Here is a 12,596-nt window from a genome sequence, read left to right on the forward strand (position 1 = left end):
ACCAATATGCAACCTGTAAGTGGCCCAGGTGCCCCGCTGCCCGGCGAACGCTCGGTTATGCCGACAACCACATCGTCGACCTCAACATCATCCTCTAATGCCGCAGGTTCCACCAACGGCGATCGACCATTAACGCTGGCGCAGCGCACGACGCTGGAAAATCTGGTGCTTAAAGTTGCCGCGCTAACAACGTCAAAGGCAGCAGAAGTCTGGACGACGGTAAAACAGGGGTTAGGGCTGGCAGAAAATAATGAGCTGCTGTCCCGCCACTACCAACCAGCCGAGCAGATACTTCAGACGCGTCTAACACAGGCGCAAGATAACAGCGGCCGCCAGCCGTTGCTCCAACGTCTGACAGATATGCTGTCTCAGGGCAATAATCGTCAGGCAGTCAGTGATTTCATCCGGCAGCAGTTCGGCAGCACCACGCTAAGCGCGCTGAATAAAACACAGCTACAGCAGGTTGTTACGCTACTGCAAAATGGGCAAATTCCGCAGTCAACGGCATCAGCCACAGCGCCGCAAGCGGCTCAGGCTGCCAATTCGCCCGAACGTCCGCTCTCTCCAGTGGAACAACGCGGCTTGAATCAGTTAGTCACCCGGTTAGCAACTATGACTGGGGAACAGCCAGCGAGAGTGTTGAGCAATCTGATGATGATGCAGAATCTTAACGTAGGCGACGCGATCCCGTTAAAGCATCTGCCGCTGCTCACGCAATTCCTGCAAGCACAAGTTGAGCTGCAACAGACGCAGACGCTGCTTCGCACCACCTTGACGCCACAAGGAACGCAGACCCATGCAGGAACGGCTGGCGCGTCGCCGGAACCGCTGACAGCCAATACCGCTAGCACGGCAAACGCAAATCAAGCATCAACAACGAATCTATCATCACAGCCGCTGCCGACACAGAACGTGCTGCTTTCCCCGAACCTTGCTCCGTTGCAGGCTCTGTTACAGCAGCCAATGACCACGCAGGAACAGCAATTATTGATGGATTACACACAGAATCGCTTCAATATCGGCTTACAAACCCCGTTGACGCCGATGCAGGTCAGCGATCTGCTGACGTTCCTGTTTACACAACGTATTCAGCGCTCACAGGAAACGGACTGGACGGCAACCTCACAGTTGCTGCATCCGCTGTTTAACCCGTTGATTGCCTCGCTGCCGCTCAGTTGGCAATCCCTGTTCCATAAGCCGATGTTTCTGGTGATTGTCAGTACCTGCATAGCTGCGTTTCTGCTCTGGGTGCTGATCTAAGCGCCATACCGGTTCGGCTACGATTGCAGTTCATCATCACTGCCACCATCCAAAAAACAAAAACCCCGCGGCTTGTGCCTGCGGGGTTTTATTTATTTGAATGATAATCTCTGTGTGAAAAGCCGATTATTTATCGAGTTTTCTCATCACCAACGTCGCGTTCGTACCACCGAAACCGAAGCTGTTAGACATCACCGTGGTCAGTTTACGCTCCATCGGTTCAGTCACAATATTCAGGCCAGCGGCCTGCTCGTCCAGATTTTCTATGTTAATGCTCGGTGCAACGAAGCTGTGTTCCAACATCAGCAGGGAGTAAATGGCTTCTTGAACGCCTGCAGCACCGAGAGAATGACCGGTCATCGCTTTCGTCGCAGAGATAGCAGGCGAGTTATCACCAAACACTTCACGAATCGCACCCAGCTCCTTCACATCGCCAACCGGCGTAGAAGTACCGTGAGAGTTCAGGTAATCGATCGGCGTATCAACACCGTTCATCGCCATCCGCATACAGCGCACCGCACCTTCGCCTGATGGCGCAACCATATCCGCACCGTCAGACGTCGCGCCGTAGCCGACCACCTCTGCGTAGATATGCGCACCACGCGCCAGCGCGTGTTCCAATTCTTCTACCACGACCATACCGCCGCCGCCTGCGATCACGAAACCATCGCGACCGGTATCATAGGTACGGGAGGCTTTTTCTGGCGTCTCATTATATTTGGTAGACAGTGCGCCCATGGCATCAAATTCACAGGAGAGTTCCCAGCACAGTTCTTCAGCGCCACCGGCGAACACGATATCCTGTTTACCCATCTGAATTTGCTCAACCGCGTTACCGATGCAGTGTGCAGAAGTCGCACAGGCAGAGCTGATGGAGTAGTTCACGCCGTGAATTTTGAACGGTGTTGCCAGACAGGCAGATACTGCAGAACCCATCGATTTGGTCACCACATAAGGGCCAACGGCCTTCAGGCCACGCGGGCTGCGCATCGCGTCAGCACCAAATACCTGATAACGCGCAGAGCCACCGGAACCGGCAATCAGGCCTACGCGCGGGTTATTCTGATACACCTCATCAGACAGCCCAGAATCTTTAATCGCCTGCTCCATGGATAAGTAGGCATAAATCGATGCATCACTCATAAAACGCACAACTTTGCGGTCGATGAGGCCAGTGGTGTCCAGTTTGACATTCCCCCAGACGTGACTACGCATGCCGGAATCTTTCAGCTCTTGAGAGAAAGTAATACCCGAGCGGCCTTCCCGCAATGATGCCAGAACTTCCTGCTGGTTATTACCAATGCTTGATACGATCCCCAGGCCAGTAATCACTGCACGTTTCATTTAATACCTCTTCTTCCACTTATAGAGTTTGGGATTTCGCTTCGCACTTTAGCGTACAGTTGTAAGCTGAACAAGTCCGATCAGCCGAACTATCGCGAAATTATTGCTAAATTTGCACCACGATATTCAGCTCGTTAAAATCTCGCCATCACTTGAATAATGAGCTTTTGCCGTGGCTAACCTTCCCATCCAACACGCATCGTTAAGTTGGAACGCTCAGGGTACACCTGTATCGCAACAGTTTGATGACGTCTATTTTTCGAATCAGGATGGGTTGGCCGAAACCCGTTATGTGTTTTTACAGGGCAATCAATTTCCTGAACGATTCGGCACGCACCCGCGCACAGCCTGCGTGATAGCGGAAACCGGCTTTGGCACCGGCCTGAATTTTCTTACGTTGTGGCAAGCCTTTGCTCACTTTCGTCAACAGCAGCCGCAGGCAACACTGCGACATCTGCATTTCATCAGCTTCGAGAAATTCCCCCTGCGTCAGCACGATCTGGCTGCCGCACACGCGCAGTGGCCGGAGCTGGCAGAATTTGCGGATGAGTTGCGCCAGCAGTGGCCGTTGGCGCTGCCGGGTTGTCACCGTCTGATTCTGGCGCAAGGCAGCATCACGCTCGATTTATGGTTCGGTGACGTCAACGTCATATTGCCTGAGTTGGATGACACCCAGAACCATCAGGTTGACGCCTGGTTTCTGGACGGCTTCGCACCCTCCAAAAACCCAGATATGTGGACGGATAATTTGTTTCAGGCGATGGCTCGTCTGTGTCGTAAAGAAGGGACATTCGCCACCTTTACCGCCGCAGGCTTTGTGCGACGCGGTCTACAACAGGCGGGCTTTCACGTCAGTAAAGTCAAAGGCTTCGGGCAGAAGCGGGAAATGCTGAGTGGCATGCTTCCCGATGCACTTCCCATTACCTCGCCGACACCGTGGTATTCACGTCCCGCTGCCAGCACGACTGACGATATTGCGATTATTGGCGGCGGCATCGCCAGCGTGCTTACTGCACTGGCTCTGCAACGGCGCGGCGCAAACGTCACGCTCTACTGCGCGGAGTCACAGCCTGCCACCGGCGCATCAGGCAATCGTCAGGGCGCGCTGTATCCTCTGCTGAATAACCGACACGATGCGGTGTCCCGCTTTTTCTCGCTCGCCTTTGACTTTGCCCACCGCAGCTACTCGGCGCTGGCGCAACAGGGGCTTGAATTTGAACACCAGTGGTGCGGCGTCAGCCAGCTCGCCTGGGATGAAAAAAGCGCGCGTAAAATCGAACAGATTTTGCAAGGGGAATGGCCGGAAGAGCTAGTCGTTAGCGTGGATGCACAGCAACTGGAAAAACAGAGTGGCCTGAATCCCGGGGTAAATGGCATCACCTATCCCGACGGCGGTTGGCTGTGTCCGGCAGAACTAACAGCCGCTGCGCTGAAGCTGGCACAGCAGAACGGCCTGTCGGTACAAATGAGTACCACCGTTTCCGCGCTGGAAAAAACGGGCAGCGGCTGGGCGCTCACCTTAAGTGCGGGTCAACAGGTCAACCATGCCGTTGTGGTGCTGGCGAATGGCCACCACATTACCGACTGGCCACAAACCCGCCATTTGCCCGGCTACGCCGTGCGTGGGCAAGTTAGCCACATCCCGACGAACCCTGTCCTAGGGCAATTAAAGCAGGTGTTGTGCTACGACGGTTACCTGACGCCGGTGAGTCCGCAACATCAAACGCACTGTATCGGGGCGAGCTACCTACGCGGCCAAGCGCACGGTGATTATCGGGAGGAAGAACAACAGGAGAACCGTCAACGGTTGCTGAATTGTTTGCCTAATGCAGACTGGGCCAAAACCGTCGATGTCAGCGATGCGCAGGCTCGTCAAGGCGTTCGCTGCGCGCTGCGTGACCATCTGCCGCTAATTGGGGCCGTTCCGAACTATGAGCAAACGCTGAAAGGGTATGAAAATCGGCTGCATCCACAGCACCGCGCCGACACAGTGTCAAGCGCACCTTATTGGCAGGATCTGTTTATTATCGGTGCGCTAGGCTCACGCGGGCTATGTTCTGCCCCACTCGCAGCGGAAATTTTGGCTTCGCAGATGTATGCCGAACCACTACCGCTGGATCGTGACACGCTCGCTGCGCTAAACCCGAATAGATTCTGGATAAGGAAACTGCTGAAAGGCAAACCCGTAACACACGATTAATGGGGAAGAGGATGTGCTGGCTCTACTGAGCCAGCACTGACAAATTGGCGGTTAGCACAGATGAAATCAGTGCGTACTAGTTTGCGCCTGCTGGAACAGACGTTCCCACATTCCGTTAACCAGCACCTGATCCGGCGGTGACAGTTCACCGTTTTTGATCGCGTTATTAATGCTGTTACTAACGCGCATATGCAGAGCTTCAAGCGTGTGTTCACCGTGCTCTTCCACTTCTGCAACCGACACCGTCAGATGACCACGCAAATAGCCACCGGCAAAAAGCTCATCGTCGCTGGCATGCTCTACCATGTCATCAATCAGCGCCAGAATGCGCGTTTCAAATTCTGCGATCATTTCTTATCCTCAATTTTTTTGCAGTTCCCGCTCATCACAGATCGGCTGGATACGGGAAGCTCGCCGCCGTCAGCGGTGGCGTATTGTAAAACGATTGTAACGCGCGAATAAAGCTTGCTGGGCGCGCAGGAATCCCTTCGTCCAGATACTGCATCACTTGCGCATGCACACGTCGTTGGAAATCAATACGATCTGGCTCACCGTCGCCGTTCAGATTGTCGCAGCTGACGTTAAACGGAAAGCCCGCTGCGACGCAGAATAGCCAGTCGAAGGCCTGAGGTTTAATCTCCACCACTTCAAATTGGCTTTGCGTCGTGGCATCGCGGCCATCGGGGCAGTACCAGTAGCCGAAGTCGACCTGCAAACGCCGCTGTGCGCCGGCAATGCACCAGTGGGAAATCTCGTGCAGCGCACTGGCATAAAAACCATGGGCAAACACAATCCGGTGATACGGAATGTCATTATCTGCTGGCAGATAAATCGGTTCATCGTCGCCTTTTATCAGACGGGTATTGTATTCATCGCCAAAACAATCATTAAAAATATCAACCAGTTGTTGATAATGGTGCGTTGTTGTCATGTTATCTGTTGTTATCATAAAATTATTGTCATAAAAATTGTCCCAGCCAGGCAGCAATCGCATGCCCATGACTGTCATAAATCAGCTTGCTGCTCATAATGGCGGAAACCAGCACCAGCATAGGACGAATCAGCTTTTGCCCTTTCGTCATCACCATTTTGGCACCAAGCCGCGCACCGAGGATCTGTCCGATCAGCATCACACCCCCGACCACCCAGACCACTTTTCCGCTGAGCATAAAAAACAATAGCCCGCCGAAGTTGGAGGTAAAGTTCAGGATTTTGGCATTCGCCGTCGCTTTTGCCAGATTGAAGCCATATAGGGTGACAAAGGCCAGGGCGTAAAACGACCCGGCACCGGGGCCAAAGAAACCGTCATAAAAGCCGACGCAGCCGCCTGCTACAATCGCAAACGGAAGCGGCGACAGGCGACGCTGCCGATCTTCATCGCCGATTTTGGGCGTGAGTAAAAAGTAGAGGCCGATGCCAATAATGAGAAACGGCAACAGCTGACGTAGAAAATCGGCGTGGATTTGCTGAATCAGCCAGGCACCAAAGGTGGAACCGATAAATGTCAGCGCAATAGCCAGTTTCTGCTCACCCAGATTCACCGCGCGACGACGAATGAAATACAGGCTGGCGGAAAAGGATCCGCCGACGGCCTGAAGCTTATTCGTTGCCAGCACCTGCGCCGGAGACAAGCCCGCCGCCAGCAAGGCAGGGATCGTCAATAACCCACCGCCACCTGCAATCGAATCAATAAACCCGGCCAACGCCCCGACAAAAAACAGCACGACCAGCATATCTGGCCCAAGCACTAACCAATCCATCGTTATTCGTTATCTCGCGGCAAAATGTCTGTCGAGTAATGCCTGACAAGAAGGCGGCAACGGTGGCGGTGTCGTTTTCTCTGGCGCTTCGCTACTCGGCTGCTTCGGCTGGAACCAACTGGTTAACTCAGCACCGCATCCGTCACCGATGGGTGGTTCGCTCTGTTCCTGACACTCCAGGCTGTCTGCCGGGCAGCGCAAACGCACGTGCATGTGCGCACGATGCGCAAACCAAGGACGTACTTTACGCAACCAGTCACGATCGTGACCTGCTTCGGCACACAGCTGTTTTTTAATCGCCGGATTGACGAAGATGCGCGTCACGTCGCTATCCAGAGCGGCAGTCTTGATCAACGTAGTAACTTCCGGTCGCCAAACACGCGGGTTGACGTTAAGTCCGCTGGCGTTAACCAAATCGATAGGCTGCGGTTTCAGCAACTGTTGCTCACTCCAGCGCTGTCGGGGTAATTGCAGCCAGATATCCACATCCAGCCCGGATTGGTGACTGGCGTGGCCGCTGCTGAAACGTCCACCGACAGGCATTCCCATATCCCCCACCAGCACATTCCCTGAAGTCGTGCGCTTCACCTCGGTGCTCAGGCGGTGAATAAACGCCAGAAGATCGGGGTGACCGAAATAGCGGCGCTGATCGACGCGCATCACCTGATAATCCAGAGACTGCAACGGCAATGGCTGGGCACCGATAATACAGCCATTGGAAAAACTACCAATTGACTGCGGCGTACCCGCGACCGGATGCGCGATCTCCTGCCAGGGCGTTTTCGCCCATACCGCACTCGACAACAGCGTCGCACCCAGCGCCAGCGCGAGAACCCCGATTAACCCTTGTTTCATTATTTTTACCAGCGAGGAACCTGACTGTTCACATCCCCACACTGTGCGCGTTGGCGCAACAGGTGATCCATTAACACAATCGCCATCATCGCTTCGGCAATCGGCACTGCACGAATACCCACACACGGATCGTGACGCCCGCGCGTGACCATTTCAGTCGCTTCACCCTGACGATTGATCGTTTTCCCCGGCACCATAATGCTGGAGGTCGGTTTCAACGCCAGATGCGCGACAATGTTCTGACCGCTGCTGATCCCGCCCAAAATGCCGCCAGCATGATTGCTCTGGAAGCCTTCCGGTGTGATTTCGTCACGGTTCTCGCTGCCACGTTTAGTGACAACCGCAAAACCATCGCCAATTTCAACGCCTTTCACTGCGTTGATGCTCATCAGCGCGTGAGCCAAGTCGGCATCCAGACGGTCAAAGACCGGTTCGCCTAACCCAACAGGCACCAATTCCGCCACGACGCTGACCTTCGCACCAATGGAGTCGCCCTCTTTTTTCAGCGCTCGCATCAGTTCATCCAATGCGTCCAGCTTATCGATATCTGGGCAAAAGAACGGATTTTGCTCAACCTGTTCCCAATCTTTCAGCTCGCAGGTGACATCGCCAATCTGTGACAGATAGCCACGAACCTTCACACCGTGTTGCTGTTGCAGGTATTTCTTCGCAATAGCACCGGCGGCAACGCGCATCGCGGTTTCGCGCGCAGAAGACCTACCACCACCACGGTAATCACGCTGGCCGTATTTTTGCTCGTAGGTGTAATCGGCATGACCGGGGCGAAAGACGTCTTTAATCGCACCGTAATCCTGAGAACGCTGATCGGTGTTTTCAATCAACAGACCAATGCTAGTCCCTGTTGTCACGCCTTCAAAAACGCCGGACAGAATCTTGACCTGATCGGGCTCGCGGCGCTGCGTCGTATAGCGGGATGTCCCCGGACGGCGGCGATCCAAATCGTGTTGCAAATCCGCTTCCGTCAGCGGAATACCCGGCGGTACGCCATCAACAATACATCCCAGAGCAATACCGTGGGATTCACCAAATGTAGTGACGCGGAAAAATTGCCCAATACTGTTGCCTGCCATCACAACTCCTTCGCATGTGTTCTGTTTCTGCCTTACCGTCTGAGCTGATGCACAAACAGTAAGGCTGATGAATATCGTTATGACCGTTTAATCACGGTAAGCGCTAAAATGCTCTTTGCAATCAATCAGCTGAGATTGGGTTAGCATAAACACTCCGTCACCGCCGTTATCAAACTCCAGCCAGGTGAACGGAATCTCTGGATATTGATCGATCAGGTGCACCATGCTGTTACCCACTTCGCAAATCAGCACGCCGTCATCGCTCAGATAGTCTGGCGCACAGGCCAAAATACGACGAACCAGATCCAGACCGTCGTTGCCCGCCGCCAGTCCCAGTTCAGGCTCGAAACGGAACTCCTGCGGCAGATCGGACATATCTTCTTCATCCACATACGGTGGATTGGTCACAATCAGATCATAGCGAATCGCCGGTAAATCGCGGAACAGGTCAGAGCGAATAGGCGTTACTCGGTATTCTAGCTCATGCTGCTGAATATTTTGCTCGGTCACCGCCAGCGCATCGCTGGAGATATCCACCGCATCGACTTCCGCTTCTGGGAACGCCTGAGCGCAGGCAATAGCAATACAGCCGCTGCCAGTACACAGATCCAGAATAAGGTTTGGCGCTTTTGGCAGTTGCTCATCAAAGTAGTTATTGATCAACTCACCGATAGGAGAGCGCGGGACCAGTACGCGTTCGTCAACGTAAAACTCCAGGCCGCAGAACCAAGCCTTGTTGGTCAGATAGGCGACTGGGATACGTTCATTGACGCGACGGATCACGCGTTCAACAATGCGCTGCCGTTCGCTAGTGATCAAACGAGACGTGTACATATCTTCAGGAATATCGAGCGGCAGATACAAGCTAGGTAATACTAGCTGTATAGCTTCATCCCAGGGATTATCCGTCCCGTGACCGTAATAGACGTTGGCTGCGTTAAACCGGCTAACAGCCCAGCGCAACATATCCTGAATGGTATGAAGTTCACTGACGGCCTCATCGACGAAAATTTTGTCCAAGGGTGTCCTCCGCAGACAGTTCTGAATTAGGAAATTGGCGCTTAGTTTGCCATGAAGCCCGCGACAAATCAGCAGATATAACCGACTGAACGCGCCCCGATACAGACTTTTATTTAGCGACAGCGGACAGACAAGGTAAACTGCTCGAATGTTGACGCAAGATGAATGAAACATGAGTAATAAATATTCGCTGAATGACGACGAATTGCAGCTTTTTCGCACGTCAATCACTGGCACAAAAAAGTTGCGTCAGGATACCTATACCCATAAACCGCTGCGCAGGAAAATAGGCGAATTACCGGCCAAGCGGGCATTACAAGAACAGGTTGATGCCAGTTTTTATTTTTCGGATGAATTTCAGCCGCAGTTGGACACGGAAGGCCCGACGCGCTATGTCCGCCCTGGCGCCAGTCATTATGAATTGAAGAAACTCCGGCGTGGGGATTATTCGCCAGAGCTGTTTCTGGATTTACATGGCCTGACGCAGCTTCAGGCAAAACAAGAATTGGGTGCGCTGCTGGCAGCCTGTCGCCGGGAGCACGTTTACTGCACCTGCGTGATGCACGGGCACGGCAAACATATCCTCAAGCAACAAACGCCGCTCTGGCTGGCACAGCACCCTGATGTGCTGGCTTTTCATCAGGCGCCAAAAGAATTTGGGGGGAATGCGGCGCTGCTAGTGCTGGTTGCGCTGGAAGCGCCTTCGCTTGAATAACCCTCGTCATACCTCAAGCATGCCGAGGCGTGTAACACGCTACACGCCTCATACCGTATGAATTCCGAGTGTCTCGATTAGCAATCAGGGTTTCGCAGTCAGTTGTGCTGGGCTAACTTGCCAGTGCAGAACGCCATTGCCAGATTCAGTGTCTACCTTCACGCAGGCAATAGCAGACGTGGCGAACATCGGAGCCGATTCATTCTGGCATAACTCTGCGACCAAATAGCCCACCAGCGGCAAATGCGAAACCACCAGAACCGCACCGACGCCTTCTCTCGCCAGCGTTTGCAGATAATCGCTGACAAGCTGGGCATCACCGCCGGGCGTCAGTTCATTTAGGCAATCCGCTTCTTCCGGCAAAGGTAGGGATTTTTTCACCACGTCGAGCGTTTGCTGGGCGCGTAAATAAGGGCTCACCAGAACGCGCTCAATATCGATATCTTGCTCGTTCAACCAACACGCCATCTGACAAGATTCATCACGACCACCGTCGCTCAATGGCCGCACAGCATCACTCGCTGCATCAAGTACCGCATCACCATGACGCATTATCAACACTTGCATATCACACCGCTATGTTAATGAAATATATGATGTATACCCGCCATACTTCAAGCTGCTTGTGCATTGTTCAAAACGTCAACGTTTTGTCCTGCAACTCGAATTATTTAGGGTATATTCTCTATAAGCCAAGCTACATATGCATGAATTATCCTGCACCTGAGACTCGAATTATGTAAGGTCTATCCTGCTTTATCTCTGTAGGTTACCTGAGTTTCTCGCCCTGATAAACTCGCCTGACATCATGTTTCGGTCTGGATCGTGACCTGTTCCCATTTACCTGCAGTAATCACATGATAAATAAAAGGTTTAAAGACACTTAGCCGAGTACATTGTCTTGGGAAGATATATCCACAAAATCAAGATGGACATTATAATCAATTACAAACAAATCAATTTATTTTACTAAAAATCAGATTAAAAATAAAAAATCAGCACAAAACACTACTAAAAACACCAAAATAGATGGTTTGCACTTTTTTAACGCATATCAATTTTGCAATATTGTTAAACAACCACTCTACTTCTATCTTTATCTTATATAGCGTTTTTTTGTCCTTCATTTTATATATACCCTAAATAATTCGAGTTTCAGGAAGGCGGCAAGAGAATGAATCCCGATGAGCTTACTCAGGTAAGTGATTCGGGTGACAAATCTGCTGGGAGCAGATTTGAACGCTGCTTGCAGCGGCCCTTTAGGGCGAGGCCCACGACGGGCCGAGTATTTGAACGTAGCCAACGTACATGCAACTTGAAGTATTACGGGTATAAACAAGGTAATTATACGGAATATAAGGTCATATAATAAAAATAGATTACTCTTCTACTTATGGACCATCGTGCAATTTTCGATAAAGCCCAAAGAGTCTTTCTGTTTCTTATATGCTTCCCATTATTCATCACCATGGAAGAGAAAATTAGCAATACATTTCCTTTATAAATTTATTTTCACCATGCGGAAAGTACTGAAAGTAATAGCGATATATATTTCAGCAGTGTGACATCTTTGTGTCAGTGGTTCAGACTATCAGGAAAGAGAATATATTCTCTGCATTTTCCCGAGCGGCGAACCCATGCCATATAAATATCCGCACTGATTAAAACGACTCGTTATGATTTCTTTTGTAATAGTCACCGTAGCGAGCAGTTTTCACGAAAATCAAGACTCTTTCGTGAAGACACTTTCGATGAAAATATGTGAGAGGCATATAAAGGAATCGTTATGAATTCTAAGCGTATAACATTACCTATTCTGGCGACACTATTCACCACATTCGGCCTTTCTCCCACCGCCAGCAGCGTGACGATTAATGGTCAGATCCCCGTATCACTGACCATTACGGCTGCCTGCACGATCAACAATGGTGGAGGCGCAGGAACCACATGGGGAACAATTAGCTTTGGATCCCATTCCGATCTGACGGCCAATATTGACAGTCAGGTTACCAGCGTCAGTGGCAACGGGATTACGGTCAGTTGCTCTGTCGGCACACCAGCAACATTGAGCATTGGCCCAGGGGCGAACGACAACACATCGTTACGCAGGCTCGCGCCAGGGACAGGGACTTATAACGTACCTTATCGTCTATACAGCGACTCAACTCGCACCACTGAGATACCAATCGGTACTGCAACCGGTATTGCCATTGTCGCAACGGGCAACCCACAGTTGGTTCCGGTCTACGCACGTATTCTACCCGCAGATCAAACCGTTCTCTCACCAACAGCGGGTACTTATACCGACACCGTCACTGCAACGATCGAATGGTAATTTTTACAGGCCGGCA

Annotated in this window: 12 protein-coding genes; 4 read left to right on the forward strand and 8 right to left on the reverse strand. The window is 52.0% G+C overall.

What is annotated here, in order from left to right; all coding sequences use genetic code 11:
* The first annotated feature begins 6 nt into the window (after positions 1–6).
* Positions 7–1,260 (forward strand): flagella biosynthesis regulator Flk, encoded by a 1,254-nt coding sequence (flk, locus tag GZ59_RS14785; protein WP_011094586.1) that lies wholly within the window; start codon positions 7–9, stop codon positions 1,258–1,260.
* A gap of 126 nt (positions 1,261–1,386) precedes the next feature.
* On the opposite strand, the gene fabB is transcribed toward flk, so the two are convergent.
* Positions 1,387–2,604 carry a beta-ketoacyl-ACP synthase I gene (fabB, locus tag GZ59_RS14790; RefSeq protein ID WP_011094587.1) on the reverse strand — a complete coding sequence of 406 codons (1,218 nt, stop codon included), beginning with the start codon at positions 2,602–2,604 and terminating at the stop codon, positions 1,387–1,389.
* A gap of 172 nt (positions 2,605–2,776) precedes the next feature.
* Between fabB and mnmC the strand changes: the two genes are divergently transcribed.
* Positions 2,777–4,804 carry a bifunctional tRNA (5-methylaminomethyl-2-thiouridine)(34)-methyltransferase MnmC2/FAD-dependent 5-carboxymethylaminomethyl-2-thiouridine(34) oxidoreductase MnmC1 gene (gene mnmC, locus GZ59_RS14795; protein ID WP_039292837.1) on the forward strand — a complete coding sequence of 676 codons (2,028 nt, stop codon included), beginning with the start codon at positions 2,777–2,779 and terminating at the stop codon, positions 4,802–4,804.
* A 66-nt stretch (positions 4,805–4,870) separates the two neighbouring features.
* Here the strand turns inward: mnmC and GZ59_RS14800 are convergent, their stop codons facing one another.
* The 6 genes from GZ59_RS14800 to prmB form a co-directional block, all read right to left on the reverse strand.
* Positions 4,871–5,155 carry a YfcL family protein gene (locus tag GZ59_RS14800; RefSeq protein WP_011094589.1) on the reverse strand — a complete coding sequence of 95 codons (285 nt, stop codon included), beginning with the start codon at positions 5,153–5,155 and terminating at the stop codon, positions 4,871–4,873.
* Between the two features lie 34 nt (positions 5,156–5,189).
* On the reverse strand, positions 5,190–5,735 hold the full coding sequence (locus GZ59_RS14805; protein ID WP_011094590.1) for an elongation factor P hydroxylase: 546 nt from the start codon (positions 5,733–5,735) through the stop codon (positions 5,190–5,192).
* A gap of 28 nt (positions 5,736–5,763) precedes the next feature.
* Positions 5,764–6,564, reverse strand: a complete 801-nt coding sequence (locus GZ59_RS14810; protein ID WP_011094591.1) for a sulfite exporter TauE/SafE family protein — start codon at positions 6,562–6,564, stop codon at positions 5,764–5,766.
* A gap of 9 nt (positions 6,565–6,573) precedes the next feature.
* Positions 6,574–7,419, reverse strand: a complete 846-nt coding sequence (gene mepA, locus GZ59_RS14815) for a penicillin-insensitive murein endopeptidase (RefSeq protein ID WP_011094592.1) — start codon at positions 7,417–7,419, stop codon at positions 6,574–6,576.
* Between the two features lie 5 nt (positions 7,420–7,424).
* Positions 7,425–8,510 carry a chorismate synthase gene (aroC, locus tag GZ59_RS14820; protein ID WP_039292840.1) on the reverse strand — a complete coding sequence of 362 codons (1,086 nt, stop codon included), beginning with the start codon at positions 8,508–8,510 and terminating at the stop codon, positions 7,425–7,427.
* 87 nt (positions 8,511–8,597) lie between these two features.
* Entirely contained in the window at positions 8,598–9,530 is a 933-nt protein-coding gene (gene prmB, locus GZ59_RS14825; protein WP_039292843.1) for a 50S ribosomal protein L3 N(5)-glutamine methyltransferase, read from the reverse strand.
* A 172-nt stretch (positions 9,531–9,702) separates the two neighbouring features.
* On the opposite strand from prmB, the gene smrB reads away from it, so the two are divergent.
* Positions 9,703–10,245, forward strand: a complete 543-nt coding sequence (gene smrB, locus GZ59_RS14830) for an endonuclease SmrB (protein ID WP_039292845.1) — start codon at positions 9,703–9,705, stop codon at positions 10,243–10,245.
* An 84-nt stretch (positions 10,246–10,329) separates the two neighbouring features.
* Here the strand turns inward: smrB and sixA are convergent, their stop codons facing one another.
* Positions 10,330–10,812: a phosphohistidine phosphatase SixA gene (sixA, locus tag GZ59_RS14835; RefSeq protein WP_011094596.1), complete on the reverse strand. Its 483-nt coding sequence runs from the start codon at positions 10,810–10,812 to the stop codon at positions 10,330–10,332.
* A 1,219-nt stretch (positions 10,813–12,031) separates the two neighbouring features.
* Here sixA and GZ59_RS14840 point away from each other — a divergent pair.
* Positions 12,032–12,580 (forward strand): Csu type fimbrial protein, encoded by a 549-nt coding sequence (locus GZ59_RS14840; RefSeq protein WP_011094597.1) that lies wholly within the window; start codon positions 12,032–12,034, stop codon positions 12,578–12,580.
* The last annotated feature ends 16 nt before the right edge of the window (positions 12,581–12,596 follow it).

Origin of the sequence: Pectobacterium atrosepticum (assembly GCF_000740965.1) — a bacterium.
In the GTDB taxonomy this organism is placed as follows: Bacteria; Pseudomonadota; Gammaproteobacteria; order Enterobacterales; family Enterobacteriaceae; genus Pectobacterium; species Pectobacterium atrosepticum.